Origin of the sequence: Sphingorhabdus lacus (assembly GCF_009768975.1) — a bacterium.
In the GTDB taxonomy this organism is placed as follows: Bacteria; Pseudomonadota; Alphaproteobacteria; order Sphingomonadales; family Sphingomonadaceae; genus Sphingorhabdus_B; species Sphingorhabdus_B lacus.
Window position 1 is genome coordinate 895,911 of the sequence record NZ_CP035733.1, and the last position, 14,682, is coordinate 910,592.

Annotated in this window: 11 protein-coding genes; 4 read left to right on the forward strand and 7 right to left on the reverse strand. The window is 53.9% G+C overall.

Annotated features, from left to right (window positions below; genetic code table 11):
* Positions 1–11 precede the first annotated feature (11 nt).
* From dnaE to EUU25_RS04155, 4 genes are all read right to left on the reverse strand, one after another.
* Positions 12–3,488, reverse strand: a complete 3,477-nt coding sequence (dnaE, locus tag EUU25_RS04140; protein ID WP_158898556.1) for a DNA polymerase III subunit alpha — start codon at positions 3,486–3,488, stop codon at positions 12–14.
* Between the two features lie 97 nt (positions 3,489–3,585).
* Complete coding sequence (locus EUU25_RS04145) at positions 3,586–4,074, reverse strand: glutathione peroxidase (RefSeq protein WP_158898558.1); 489 nt, start codon at positions 4,072–4,074, stop codon at positions 3,586–3,588.
* Positions 4,075–4,114: 40 nt separating this feature from the next.
* On the reverse strand, positions 4,115–4,786 hold the full coding sequence (locus tag EUU25_RS04150; RefSeq protein ID WP_158898560.1) for an ABC transporter ATP-binding protein: 672 nt from the start codon (positions 4,784–4,786) through the stop codon (positions 4,115–4,117).
* Positions 4,779–6,029: a lipoprotein-releasing ABC transporter permease subunit gene (locus tag EUU25_RS04155; protein ID WP_158898562.1), complete on the reverse strand. Its 1,251-nt coding sequence runs from the start codon at positions 6,027–6,029 to the stop codon at positions 4,779–4,781. The genes EUU25_RS04150 and EUU25_RS04155 overlap by 8 nt, the downstream gene beginning before the upstream one ends.
* 422 nt (positions 6,030–6,451) lie before the next feature.
* Between EUU25_RS04155 and EUU25_RS04160 the strand changes: the two genes are divergently transcribed.
* On the forward strand, positions 6,452–6,934 hold the full coding sequence (locus tag EUU25_RS04160; RefSeq protein ID WP_158898564.1) for an Hsp20 family protein: 483 nt from the start codon (positions 6,452–6,454) through the stop codon (positions 6,932–6,934).
* 165 nt (positions 6,935–7,099) lie between these two features.
* Here EUU25_RS04160 and pyrG read toward each other — a convergent pair whose 3' ends face one another.
* The 3 genes from pyrG to tpiA form a co-directional block, all read right to left on the reverse strand.
* A complete protein-coding gene (gene pyrG, locus EUU25_RS04165; RefSeq protein ID WP_158898566.1) occupies positions 7,100–8,734 on the reverse strand; it encodes a CTP synthase in 1,635 nt (544 codons plus the stop codon).
* Between the two features lie 102 nt (positions 8,735–8,836).
* A complete protein-coding gene (gene secG, locus EUU25_RS04170) occupies positions 8,837–9,196 on the reverse strand; it encodes a preprotein translocase subunit SecG (protein WP_425505201.1) in 360 nt (119 codons plus the stop codon).
* Between the two features lie 81 nt (positions 9,197–9,277).
* Positions 9,278–10,024 (reverse strand): triose-phosphate isomerase, encoded by a 747-nt coding sequence (gene tpiA, locus EUU25_RS04175; RefSeq protein WP_246162899.1) that lies wholly within the window; start codon positions 10,022–10,024, stop codon positions 9,278–9,280.
* A gap of 155 nt (positions 10,025–10,179) precedes the next feature.
* Here tpiA and EUU25_RS04180 point away from each other — a divergent pair, with 155 nt between their 5' ends.
* Genes EUU25_RS04180 through EUU25_RS04190 form a run of 3 tightly spaced genes read left to right on the forward strand, consistent with a single transcriptional unit; the run spans position 10,180 to position 14,682 of the window.
* Positions 10,180–12,120, forward strand: a complete 1,941-nt coding sequence (locus EUU25_RS04180; protein ID WP_158898570.1) for a peptidylprolyl isomerase — start codon at positions 10,180–10,182, stop codon at positions 12,118–12,120.
* On the forward strand, positions 12,107–13,582 hold the full coding sequence (gene trpE, locus EUU25_RS04185) for an anthranilate synthase component I (RefSeq protein ID WP_158898572.1): 1,476 nt from the start codon (positions 12,107–12,109) through the stop codon (positions 13,580–13,582). The genes EUU25_RS04180 and trpE overlap by 14 nt, the downstream gene beginning before the upstream one ends.
* Positions 13,583–13,617: 35 nt before the next feature.
* Positions 13,618–14,682 carry an alpha/beta fold hydrolase gene (locus EUU25_RS04190; RefSeq protein WP_158898574.1) on the forward strand — a complete coding sequence of 355 codons (1,065 nt, stop codon included), beginning with the start codon at positions 13,618–13,620 and terminating at the stop codon, positions 14,680–14,682.

Genomic DNA, 14,682 nt, shown 5'->3' on the forward strand with positions numbered 1-14,682 from the left:
TTTTTAAGTTCTTAGTGCACCAATGCCAAAACTGGACCCAAGGGCGCAAGCTCTACATTTGCGATACCGTCGATTGCCTTTAATTTGTCCAGCAATGATGCGTCCAATTGGTAACGTCTGCCCAAGGCTATACGGGTCCAATGCCCATCTGCTGTCCGCGTCTTGATGATCAACTCGCTTTTGCCACCTTGCAGCGGTGTCACAATCTCCGCCAAATGCGCAAATGCCTGTTCGCTGGTAACATCGAGCTGCATTTTCAACCGTGAAACACCCGTCAGACTGCTCAGCGGCTTGGCGCTTTTCACAGTAAAACTGGGGACCTCGTCCCCAGCACGCATATCCATCTCGCAATGTAGCAACAGACATGCTGCTTCCTTTGCCCATTCGGACAACATCAAGCCGACAGCCTCGTCAAAGCAGCGCACCGAAAATTGGCCGCTTTGATCCGAAAAGTCGGCAACCATGAACCGTTTGCCCTTTCGCGACTCCCGCCAACGCACGCCTTCGATCAAAGCTGAAATCGTAGCAGAGCGCCTTACGCCTTCCGGTATTGGCCCGCTTTCGAGCCATGTTACATAGCTTTTGGCACCATGGCTCGCGGCGATCGCATCATATTGCGAACAGGGATGCGCCGAGAAATAGAATCCGAACGCCTCCTTCTCGCGGTTCATCTGTTCACCCAGAGCCCACTCGATATCTTGATCGATGCGTAATTTGGCTATATCGGAACCACCTTCGCCGAATAGCCCGCCCTGACCGCTTTCGCGTGAATCACGGGCCGACTGCGCGGCCGCGAGCAATGTTTCGGCGGCAGCGTGCACGGCGGCACGATTGGGTTCAAGGCTATCAAACGCTCCAGCAGCGGCCAGATTTTCGAGGCTACGCCTGTTTAACTGCGCTGGATCGGCGCGGTTGGCAAAGTCATCGAGACTGGCAAATGGTCCGCTTTTTTCGCGTTCGGCAACGATGCCCTCCATTGCCTTTTCGCCGACATTCTTGATGCCGCCCAATGCATAGCGGACCGCCAGGCCACCTTCATGGTCACTTTCAACTGTATATTCGGCTTCGCTTTGGTTGATGTCTGGCGGCAAGCAACTGACCTCCAGGCGCCGCATATCATCGATGAAGATGCCCAACTTGTCGGTCTGGTGCATATCGAAACACATTGATGCAGCAAAAAACTCCTGCGGATGATGTGTTTTCAGCCACGCGGTCTGGTAGGCGAGCACCGCATAGGCGGCCGCATGGCTCTTGTTGAAGCCGTAGCCCGCAAATTTGTCGATCAAGTCGAACAACTCATTCGCGCGGTTGGGCGGGATGTCATGTGTTGCGCACCCAGTTACGAACCTTTGCCGCTGCGCATCCATCTCTGCCTGGATTTTCTTACCCATTGCGCGGCGGAGCAAATCTGCTTCACCCAGACTGTAGCCGGCCAAGATCTGTGCCGCCTGCATGACCTGTTCCTGATAAACGAATATCCCGTAAGTTTCGTTCAACACGGGCTCAAGCAGCGGATGCGGATATTCTATCGTCTCTTCGCCGTTTTTCCGGCGGCCAAACATGGGAATGTTGTCCATCGGGCCAGGTCGGTACAACGAAACAAGTGCGATGATGTCGCCAAAATTTGTAGGCTTAACCGCGGCAAGAGTGCGGCGCATGCCTTCCGATTCAAGCTGGAACACGCCCACCGTATCGCCACGTTGTAGCAACTCATATACTTCAGGGTCGTCGTGGGGCAGCAGGTCGAGGTTTATGTGCACACCCCGCTTGGCCAGCATTTTGCTCGCCTTCTGCAGCACGGAAAGCGTTTTCAGTCCCAAAAAGTCGAACTTCACCAACCCTGCGCTTTCGACATATTTCATGTCGAATTGCGTAACAGGCATGTCGGAACGTGGGTCACGATAGAGCGGCGCCAGTTCGGAAAGCTCGCGGTCCCCAATAACAACACCTGCAGCGTGTGTTGAGCTATGGCGCGGCAATCCTTCCAATTTCATGGCGAGATCAAACAGCCGTTTGACCTGTTCATCGCGCCGATATTCTTCGCGAAGTTCTGCGACACCGCTCAACGCGCGTTTCAAATCCCATGGGTCGGTCGGATGATTGGGAACCTGCTTGCACAGCCGGTCCACCTGCCCGTAACTCATCTGGAGCACACGTCCGGTATCGCGCAATACGGCTCGCGCCTTTAACTTACCGAATGTGATGATCTGCGCCACTTGCCGGTGGCCGTATTTCTTTTGAACATAGCGAATGACTTCGCCACGACGCGTTTCACAAAAGTCGATATCGAAGTCAGGCATCGATACACGGTCGGGGTTCAAAAAGCGTTCGAACAGAAGGCCAAGCTTGATTGGATCGAGATCGGTAATGGTCAGTGACCAAGCGACAAGCGAGCCTGCCCCCGAACCACGGCCCGGACCTACCGCAATATCCTGCTCTTTTGCCCATTTAATAAAGTCGGCAACGATCAGGAAGTAGCCCGAAAAGCCCATCGAACAAATAACATCGGCTTCAAATTTCAGCCGGTCAAAATATACCTTTCGCGCTGCCTCATCCGTTATGCCCGCCGTCTCTAGGCGCTTTTCCAGACCAATCCGCGAATCCTCGCGCAGCTGCAATTCTTCAGCTTCCTTGTTTCCGGCCAAGCTTGGTAGAATTGGGTTGCGGTAGGGCGCCAAGGCTGCGCAACGGCGCGCAATGACCAGGGTGTTTGCGATGGCTTCGGGGATATCGGCGAATAGCTCGCCCATTTGCCTGCCGGTTTTGATCCATGTGTCGCGGCTACTGCGCCGACGATCCATGTTTTCGACATATTCGCCATCCGAAATGCAAAGCATCGCATCATGGGCGTCGAAAAATTCGGGTTCGGCAAAAAAGGCAGGATTCGTTGCGACCAGCGGGATGTCATGCTGATATGCGAGATCGATTAAGGCATCCTCTGCCGCATCCTCAATCGGATTATTTCGTCTGGACAACTCGATATATAGTCGACCGGGAAAGAGGGCCTGCAAATTTTCGGTATATTCAACGGCAGCGCTAACTTGTCCGTCTGCGAGCAGTTGAGCCAAAGCACCTTCGCTGCCGGCAGTTAGGGCAATCAACCCCTCGGTAAAATCAGCCAATTGTTCTAATGTGACATGGGCATCAAAATCTTCGGGACGATCGAGATGCGCCATCGAGACAAGCCGACACAGATTATGATATCCCCGTTCGTTCTGTGCGTAGAGCGCCAACCAGTCGCGAATGAAGTGACCATCGCTTCCGGGCCGTCCAACGCCCAGCAAAGTCCCGATTAAGGGCTGAACTCCCTTGGCTTTTGCACCATCCTGAAAGGGCATGACGCCATAAAGCCCGTTTCGGTCGCAAATCGCGATTGCCGGAAAACCGAGCTTTTTGGCTGCTTCGCCAATCGCCTTAGGTTCAATCGCGCCTTCCAACATGGTGTAAGCGGAAAAAACGCGCAAAGGGACAAAGGGCACATAGCTCATGCTACAGAACTTAATATGGACTGGCCCCTTTTGGCAATTTCAGACCAGCGGTTCGTTGTGGACAAATGTGCGATAGTGCAGCGGATCCACTTGGTGATCAGACTGGTTCCTGTAATAGCCGCTCAATATCTTTCGCCAAAGCTTCCGGCTTGACCTGCGGCCCATGCCGCGCGACCACATTGCCTTTGCGATCAACCAGAAATTTCGTGAAATTCCATTTAATTCCGCGCGACCCCATAAGGCCGGCCTGCTGCTGTTTCAGATAATGCCAAAGCGGGTCTTCGTCTTTGCCGTTCACATCGATTTTTGCGGCAAGCGGAAACGACACATCATAGGTCAGCGAGCAGAAATTCTTGATCTCTTCTTCGTCACCGGGTTCCTGCTCCCCAAATTGATTGCACGGGAATGCCAGGACTTCGAACCCTTGGTCACCATATTTTTTGAAAAGCTTTTCAAGGCCTGCATATTGCGGCGTAAATCCACATTTAGACGCGGTATTTACGATGAGCAGAACTTTGCCGGCATGTTCCGACATGGCCTCTTCGCGTCCCCCAGGCATTTTTACACGGTAATCATAAACGCCCATATCCATTCCTCTCAAACTGATATTATGACCAACATTTGATCTATGTAAGTACGCCTTCGTGCAACCGGAACACGCGATCCATTTTTGCGGCCAATCGTTCATTATGGGTGGCCACAATGGCGGCCGATCCCTCACCCCGGACAAGTGCCATGAATTCACCCAGTACAATATCTGCAGTATGCTCGTCGAGATTACCGGTTGGCTCATCGGCAAGAACCAATTTCGGTCGGTTTGCCAACGCACGCGCGACAGCTACACGTTGTTGCTCACCACCCGATAGCTTTGATGGCCTGTGGTGCAGACGTTCGGCTAATCCTAGTTTGCTGAGCAAATGCTTTGCACGGTCTTCTGCCTCATCTGGCGCTGCGTCCGCAATCAACTGCGGTAGAATAACATTCTCCAAGGCGTCGAAGTCTGGAAGCAGGTGATGGAACTGGTACACAAAGCCCAATTTTTCGCGCCGTATCTCCGTCTGCCGATCCACACTGCTCGAACTGACCTCTTCACCGTCCAACTTAATAGATCCGGCAAATCCACCTTCGAGAAGGCCAATTGCCTGCAACAGCGTTGATTTTCCGGATCCAGACGGGCCCAATAGCGCAACAAGTTCTCCGTCACCCACGGACAAATTGATGCCCCGAAGGACTTCGATGGTGACGTCGCCCTGCACAAATGTGCGGCGGACATCGGATATTTCGACAATCTTACTCATAACGCAACACCTGTACCGGATCGGTGCTTGCGGCCTTCAGAGCTGGGTACAACGTCGCCAAGAAGCTGAACAGCAAAGCCAGACCGCAAATTGCAAGAACCTCCATAGGATCCGTGCGCGAAGGCAACTCCGTCAGAAAGCGGATGGACGGATCCCACAGGTTCTGGCCTGTGACGAATTGCACAAAATTAACAACGGATTGACGGAAATACAGAAATATAGCGCCCAATATCAGACCCAGGACGATGCCCGCGGACCCGATGAGCAGTCCGACCATCATGAATATGCGCAAGAGAGACTTCCGGGATGCACCCATGGTTCGTAATATCGCGATGTCCCGTGTTTTCGCCCGGACCAGCATGATGAGCGACGACAGGATATTGAACACAGCAACCAAGACAATGATGGACAGGACCACGAACATCGCCACCCGTTCGACCGCCAACGCCTCGAACAATGATGCGTTCATACTTTTCCAATCCACAATCATGGCTTTGTTTTCGATTTTCGGCAGCAGTGGCCGCAAAATTTCATTTACCTTGTCGGGGTCGTTGGTTTTGATTTCGATCATGCCAACTTCATCGCCGAGCAGCATCAATATCTGTGCGCGTTCAATCGGCATAATGACAAAGGCCTTGTCATAATCATAGACGCCAACTTCGAAAATGGCGGCAACCTCATATGAAATCTCGCGCGGCACAGTTCCAAACGGTGTGGTTCGGCCGGAGGGATTGATAATCGTGATGCTCTGGCCAACCTGCACACCTAAATTTTGGGCAAGGCGCGATCCGATTGCTACCTTGTCTTCATCGGCACGAAGCGCGCCCAAGTCACCAGCAACCGTTTTGCCGTTGAGCGTCTCGTTATTCCGAATATCCTGCACCGACATCCCGCGCGCAAGTATAGCTTCGACCCGGCCTTCGTAGGTTGTCAGCAGAGGCTGTTCGATTAAAGCCGTCGCACCTGTGACGCCGGGCGTTTCACGTACATCTTTCAGAACTTGCCGCCAATCTTGTAGTCGCCCGCCATATCCTTGGACGACTGCATGCCCGTTCAGGCCAACAATCTTGTCAAACAGCTCGGCGCGAAATCCGTTCATTACGCTCATGACGATAATCAGCGCGGCAACACCCAACGCGACGGCGACCAGACTGATGCTCGCCACCAGAAAGATGAATCCCTCACCCTTATTCGGCAAAAGATATCGGCGGGTGACCATCCGTTCGTATCGCGAGAGGATCATAAAGCGTCTTTATTCAGCATTTCAGGCATGTTGCGCTCTTAGGAGTCGCCAAAGCCGCTGGCAAGCGTTGTTGCAGCCTTGCAACAGCTTTTGAAAAAGCGCGGCCCGACGTCCGGTTCCGTTTGCAAAGAATCGGTCTAGGGCGGAAAAGGCATGTGAATTCGTCGACCGCCATGTGGCCGAGGGTTCAGGGGGAAAAAATCAGACCCGCCGATGGGGATCGGTAGAGGACTGAAAATATTGCGCTAGCAAAGCTGCAGAGCGAGGCCGTCCGATATTTCGGGCGGCCTTGTTTTTTGCCCTCTTGAAATATGCCCCGACTTTACCATCTTGTCATCCGGACGCCCAAAAGGGTCCAAACATGACCGCAGGTGCCACAACGGGCCTGCAAAAAAACCAAATTGCTTGATGGAGAATTTGACATGAACCGTTTTGATTTTACCCCCTATCGCCGCAACACTGTTGGCTTTGATCGCCTGTTTGAACTGCTTGAGAACACAGGTCGTATCGCCCAGAACGAAAATTATCCGCCGTTCAATATCGAGCGGACCGGTGAGAATGACTACCAGGTCACTGTCGCTGTCGCCGGTTTCAAGCCGGATGAAATTGAAATCACCGCCCAGCAGAATTTGCTAGTCGTGACTGGCAGCAAGAATGCCGATAGCAACGACAATCGTGACTTTCTCCACATGGGCATTGCAAGTCGCAATTTCGAACGGCGCTTCCAATTGGCTGATCACATCCATGTGACCAATGCCGACATGGCCGACGGTCTGTTGTTGATTTCCTTGGTGCGCGAGGTTCCGGAAGCGCTGAAGCCGCGCAAGATCGAAATCGGCGGCCAGACGGCCCCTACCGTCATTGAGCATGACGATTCGAAGAAAAAGGGCAGCAAAGTCGCCTAATTTAGGAAAATGGTTCGGGGCGGTCGACTTCTCGACCGCCCCGGGCACATATGCGCCCTTCCCATCCAATCAGCCCGGGTCGCAATTGGGCCCACTGGATATGAAACTGAATTGACACCCCGTTACAACAACATGGGTTAACGGCAATATGTCAATATTTTGTTATCAGACCAAACGGCTTTGTTTCACTGCGGCCTCGACAAAGCTCGCGAATAAAGGATGTGGAGCAAAAGGTTTCGACTTAAGCTCCGGATGAAACTGAACCCCGATAAACCACGGATGTTCCGGTCGTTCAACAATTTCAGGCAGTTCGCCATCCGGTGACATCCCACTGAAGACAAGTCCCCCTGATTCCAGTGCGTCCTTATAATGGACGTTTACTTCATAACGATGACGATGGCGTTCCGAGATGTCATTTGCGCCGTAAATGTTCGCCACATGGCTGTTACCGCTCAACTTGGCGTCATAGGCACCAAGCCGCATCGTACCGCCCAAATCCCCGCCAGCCTCACGCTTTTGCAAGCCTTCTTCGGCCATCCATTCGGTGATTATGCCGACCACAGGTTCTTCAGTAGGCCCAAATTCCGTGCTTGAAGCTTCGGCAATTCCCGCGGTGTTACGCGCGCCTTCTATACAGGCCATCTGCATGCCTAGGCATATCCCGAAGAACGGCACTTGCCGTTCCCGCGCGAATTTCACGGACGCAATCTTGCCTTCCGAGCCGCGTTCACCAAATCCACCTGGCACCAGAATAGCGTGCATAGGTTCCAGAGCGGCGGCAATCTCGGCCTCAGACTGTGCGAATAGCTCCGCATCAATCCACTTGATATTGACCTTTACCCGATTGGCCAACCCGCCATGGACAAGCGCTTCGTTCAAGGATTTATAGGCATCGGCCAAGCCGACATATTTCCCGACGACCCCAATGGTGACTTCACCTTCGGGGTTGGACTGCCGCTCGATAATATCTTCCCAACGGGACAAGTCCGGCTCTCCGGAATAATCGAGACCGAAGGCACGCAGAACTTCATTATCAAGCCCCTCTGCATGATATTGTAGCGGGACGGCATAGATGCTCTTCGCATCCAATGCCGGGATAACGGCTTCCTTGCGCACGTTACAAAAGGCCGCGATCTTCGCACGCTCATTTTCGGGCAAGGGATGCTCACACCGGCACAATAGCACATCGGGCTGGATTCCCAGTGATGTCAATTCGCGCACACTATGTTGCGTTGGCTTTGTCTTCAGTTCGCCTGCCGCGGCAATATAGGGAACCAGTGTTACATGAACCGATAATGTAAGTTCGCGACCCAATTCGTTACGGAGCTGGCGGATCGCTTCGATGAAAGGCAGCGATTCGATATCGCCTACGGTGCCGCCAATTTCGCACAGAACGAAATCCAGATCATCGGTTTCCGCTTTGGCAAATTCTTTGATCGCATCCGTAACGTGCGGAATCACCTGCACCGTCGCACCCAGATAATCGCCGCGTCGTTCTTTCTGGATGATGTTCTGGTAAATCCGACCCGAGGTTATGTTGTCCGACTGCCGCGCAGATACGCCCGTAAAACGTTCATAATGCCCCAGATCAAGGTCGGTCTCCGCACCGTCATCGGTGACGTAAACTTCCCCATGCTGATAGGGCGACATCGTGCCCGGATCGACATTGAGATAGGGATCGAATTTGCGGATGCGTACGCGGTACCCACGCGCCTGCAAAAGCGCGGCGAGCGAAGCCGCCATAAGACCTTTGCCAAGCGAGGAGACCACGCCACCGGTGATAAAAATGAACCGTGCCATGGGGGTAAAGGCCTAAGACGCCTTTAGCGGAAAAGACAAGCGGGCGAATCTATCCTGCACAAATAAATATGTGCAAAAAACGATTTTACGCACTCAACCCAATTATTTGTCGAGTGGAACCTCGGTTGCGGGAGCGGTCTTCTCGACAGGTGCAGGCGTTGCCGCCGCAGGAGCCGCAGGCGCTGCCGGAACTTCGGTACGCTCAAGCGAGGTATCGATCTTTGCCGTTCCACCTTCGCGAGCGGCCACGAAAGCGAGCGAAATTGACAGCAAAATGAAAAGGGTCGCCAATATCGTGGTCAGGCGGGTCATGAAATCTGCCGCACCGCGTGCCGACATAAGGCCCGAGGGGCTTCCGCCCATGCCAAGACCACCACCTTCGGAACGCTGCATCAGGATAACGCCAACCAGTGAAGCCGCGATGATGGCTTGCACAACAATGAGGAAATGGAAAATACCCATGAAAAATTCCGAACGATTAAATGTGGCGGTCCGCCGTTGATGCGGCCCACATAGCGACCGCACCCGCAATCTTCAATGCTCTTAAGAGGATTTTGCTGCTGCGGCCAAAATGGGTTCGAATTTCGTTGCGGTCAGACTAGCCCCTCCAATCAAACCACCGTCGACATTGGGAATGGCTAAAAGCATCGGTGCATTATCTCCATTCATGGAGCCGCCGTACAATATTGATATGTTTTTTCCGTCTGGACCAAAGCGTGCGACGAGTTGTTCCCGAATAGCCCAATGCATCTCCGCGACATCCGAGTCTTCAGGTATGCGCCCCGTCCCAATGGCCCATACAGGTTCATAGGCGATGCTGAGCCAGTCTGAGCCCGCTTCATCCGGTACCGACTTTTGAACCTGACCGAGAACGATTTCCAACGCCTGGCCGGCATCGCGCTCTTCCAAAGTTTCACCGACGCAAATGATGACCTTCAGTCCCGCATTTTGAGCTGCCTGTGCCTTACCACGGATATCCGCATCGGTCTCATTCTGCCCTGCACGACGTTCGCTATGCCCCACTAACGTCAAAGCTGCCCCTGCATCGGCCAACATCTCGGCAGATACACATCCAGTATGCGCCCCGGACACCTGCATGTGGCAATCCTGACCACCCAGGGTGTACTCGAGAAGCCGCGACGTTGCGCGATCAATCAGAGTGGCTGGAATACACAATGCGCTATCGACGGACGCGGCATAGGATGTTGCCATTGCCGCAATGGCTTCAATTTCTGCCAGATCTGCCGATGTTCCGTTCATCTTCCAATTACCGACGATAAATTTGCGCATAGCCCTGCTCCCATTTGGCATATTCCCGAATCTGAGCGCGCTATGCCCTCGTTTCCGCATTTCCTGCAAGTCTATCCCTTGATTGCGGATGCCTTGCCGCCTAAAGCGACACCAAATTCAACGCATCCGCGCCATTTGTCTGGAAAACGCAGTTCATGATCAGTTCCATCCGTTCGCTTATAAATTCAAAATTCGGAGCGGTGATTGCGCTCCTCTTTGTCGGAATGATCGCCATTGCCTTTGCATTGGGTGATGTAACAGGATCAGGCAGCTTTGGTGGTTTGAGCGGCGGAAACGTCGCTCGTGTTGGCGATCGCAACATCACATTGGGCGAATTGAACGACGCGCTCGACAACAGACTGCGCGCCGAACGCCAAAACAACCCCACCTTGGATATGGCGAATTTCGTTGAAGGCGGCGGTCTCGATTCTACCCTCGAACAGCTTATCAACCGTTATGCTCTAGCCGAATTCGGCACACGATATGGCGTGGCGGTGAGCGATCGTCTTATAGGATCGGAAATTCGCAAGCTTCCCGGTGCTATGGGTCTCGACGGGAAATTCAGTGCCGAAGCTTTCCGCGCATTCGCGCAACAAATCGGCGTGAGCGAGCAAGCAATCCGGGACGACATCACCCAGAATCTTTTTGCACAACAGATCATCCCTGCGGCCGCCAGCGGACCAGCTGCGCCGGACAGCATGGTATTGCCCTATGCATCGCTGGTTTTGGAGCAGCGTTCCGGTCAGGTAGCGTCCATTCCTTCGACCGCATTTTTCCCTCCGAACCCCCCGAGCGAAACGGTTCTGGCCAAATATTACAATGACAATGCGGCCAAGTTCACGATTCCTGAAAAACGGGCAATCAGTTACGCAATCTTCGATAAATCCATTATCGCTGCCCGGGCGAAGCCTTCTGAGGCAGATATTGCGGCTTACTACAAAGCCAATGCAGCGAAATATGCGGCCTCACAAACCCGCAACATCAGCCAGGTTATTGTTCCAACCGAAGCCGCCGCCAAATCGGTCGTTGCGCAAGTGACCGCAGGCAAATCGCTTGCCGAAGTAGCCAATGGCTTGGGCTTGGCCGTGACGACAATGAATAACGTTGCCAAGGCGAACCTTGCCGGAACCGCGTCTCCCGCAATTGCAGATGCAGTCTTTGCAGCCGCCAAGGGCACCGTAGCAAAACCTGCGCGTGGGAAACTGGGTTGGGCGGTTGTTCGCGTCGATGCGATTAACCAGGTGGCGGCAAAATCGCTCGCAGCCGCGCGTGCCGAAATTGAAACCGAATTGACCAAGACCCGTGGCGAAGAAATGCTCACCGAAATGACGGCCGAGATTGAAGATTCCTTCGCGGACGGCTCGACCATTACCGATATGGCAAAGCAAAATGGATTGAAGGTCGAAACGTCGCCCAAGTTGCTGGCAAACGGCCAAAACACGGCCAATCCTGGCTATAAGCCAATTCCGGAAATGCAGGTCATTCTGCCTGCAGCTTTCCAGTTGGATACAAATGGTGAAGCCCAATTGGTTGAGCTCGTTCCCGGCGAAAAATTCGCGATGATCGCGGTAGCCGACTTCGACGAAGCTGCTCCCCCGCCCCTCGCGGATGTACGTCCGATCGTGCAACAGCAATGGGCTCTTGCCGAAGGTGCAAAGGCCGCGCGTGCTGCAGCCGAACGGATTCGCAAGGCGGTAGATGGCGGACAGCCTCTTCAGACCGCCCTATCCGCGGCCAATATTCAGGGCGCGCAGATTGAATCCATCAAAGGTACACGGGCCGATTTGTCACGCCAAGGACAACAGATTGCTCCCCCTGTTGCGATGATGTTCGCCATGAAAAAAGGAACGGCGAAAACGTTGCAGGGTGGAGGAAACCGTGGCTGGTACATTGTATATCTAACCGATGTCGTAAAAGGCGATGCGCGCGGAAACACGGAAATGTTGCTTGCACGTAAGCAAGAAATCTCCGGGCTGCTGCAAACCGAATATGGCGCTCAATTGATTGCGGCTGCGGCCAAGGACGTCGGTGTCACGAAAAATGACGATGGCATCGCAGAACTACGAGCGCGCCTGACCAACCGTGACGGCAACTAAACCCGCCCTCGTCTGGCGTAAACGCATTGCAGATACCGAAACGCCGGTATCTGCCGCGCTCAAGCTTTTTGAACCCGAACGTGGTGATTTCATCCTTGAATCGGTCGAAGGGGGAGAGACGCGTGGCCGTCATAGCCTCATCGGTTTAGCGCCCGACTTGGTGTTTCGTGCGCAGGGACAGAAAGCCGAGATCAATAGGGAATGGTTGACGAAGCGGGATGCGTTTGAGCAGGAAGCCCTGCCTGCGTTGGACGCCTTACGCGCGCTGGCAACTCGATGCCGTATGGATGTTCCTGCCGAACTACCTCCTGCTCTGGCATGTCTGGTGGGTTATTTCGGCTATGAAACCATCGGTCTTGTCGAAAAACTGCCGCGCGCAGCGCAGTCCCAATTGGAACTGCCGGATATGCTTTTCGTCCGGCCAACGGTCATCTTGGTATTCGACCGCCTGAAAGATGAGATGTTTCTTGTATCGCCCGTTTGGACGGGTGCCGACGATGCAAAAGCTGTCGCCCTGGCACATGAGCGTCTTGATGAGACCGAACGGCTGCTTGAAGCGGCTGTATCTAAAAACGTTGCGGGTGCAGAGCATTTTGACCCACAATCGATTCAACTCAACCCGGTACTGCCTGAAGGTCAATATGGGACGATGGTTGCCAAAGCCAAAGAGTATATCGAGGCGGGCGATATCTTTCAGGTTGTTCTGGCGCAGCGCTTTACTGCTCCATTTTCGCTGCCGCCAATTGACCTATACCGCGCCTTACGCCGGATTAATCCGTCGCCATTTCTCTATTTCATCGACCTTCCGGGCTTTGCCCTAATCGGCTCTAGCCCCGAAATTCTGGTGCGTGCGCGCGATGGCGAAGTGACTATTCGCCCGATTGCCGGAACTCGGCCCCGCGGGAAAAACAGCATGGAGGATGCGGAAAACAAGGCGTCCCTGCTGGCGGATCCCAAAGAACGGGCGGAACATCTAATGTTGCTAGACCTGGGCCGCAACGACGTCGGCCGTGTCACAAAGGGCGGCAGCGTAACGGTGACAGACAGCTATATGGTCGAATTCTACAGCCATGTGATGCACATCGTGTCCAACGTGGTGGGGGAACTCGCGGACGATAAGGATGCGATCGACGCTTTGTTTGCCGGATTCCCCGCAGGTACCGTTAGTGGCGCGCCCAAGGTGCGCGCATGCGAAATCATCGCAGAACTGGAACCGGAAACGCGTGGCGCTTATGCAGGCGGGGTGGGCTATTTCTCTCCCAATGGCGATATGGATAGCTGCATCGTGTTGCGAACGGCGGTTGTTAAAGACGGCGTCATGCATGTGCAGGCCGGCGCTGGAATCGTCGCCGACAGCAACCCTGAATATGAGCAGAAAGAATGTGAAGCAAAGGCAGGTGCCCTGATCGCCGCGGCACGCGAAGCATTACGCGTCGCAGGGGAAGCCCAATTCGGGCAATAGCTTGACCTGATGGGATAGCCCGTTAGCATATCCCGATGCGCAAATTATTACTCGCTTCGCTTGGCATTCTCGCAATGCATTCTTCGCCTGTTCAGGCGCAAACACCCGATGCGAAGGAAGGCGATGCCGTTTTTTCGGAATTCGCCTTTGGCAGCGGTGCGAAGTTATCCGATCTCAAAATCCATTATACCAGCCTAGGCACCCCGCACCGTGATAAAGACGGAAACATCTCCAATGCCGTGATGATATTGCACGGGACGGGCGGAACCGGAAAACAGTTCTTTCAACCCCAGTTCGCCAACGAACTGTTCGGCCCAGGCCAGGTTCTCGACACCACCCGCTACTTCATCATCTTGCCGGACAATATCGGCCATGGCCAATCATCCAAACCAAGCGACGGGTTGCGGATGGCCTTCCCGAAATATGACTATGACGACATGGTCACTGCCCAATACCGGTTGGTGACGGAAAAGCTCGGCATCAAGAAACTGAAACTGATATTGGGCACCTCAATGGGTTGCATGCACGGGTTCGTCTGGGCGACGCGATATCCCGAAGCGGTCGAAAAACTTGCGCCCTTTGCCTGCCTGCCTGTCGAGATTGCCGGCCAGAACCGTATGTGGCGCAAATTGTCGATGGATGCGATCAAGGCGGACCCGGCGTGGCACAACGGTAATTACACCTCGCCCCCATTAGCTGGGCTGCGCACTGCAGCATCGCTGTCAATGATAGCCGGTGCAAACCCCTTGGCGCTGCAGGCGCAGTTCCCGTCTCGCGATGCGGCAGAGAAATTTACCGATGAGGCTTTTCAGCGGATCGCCTTGCGGAACGATGCTAACGATATCATCTACCAGCTCGATTCCTCGCGCACCTATAATCCATGGCCACATCTCGAGAAGATCCGGACACCCATGCTTTGGATCAATTCGGCGGACGATTTCATCAACCCGTCCAACTATGGCATCACCGTACTCGCCATGAAGCGTATGCCCACCGCCAAATTCATTCTCATTCCGGCTAGCCCTGAAACGAAAGGCCACGGCACCCATACTTGGGCCAAATTCTGGAAAGACGATTTGGCCCGATTATTAGCGCAATAG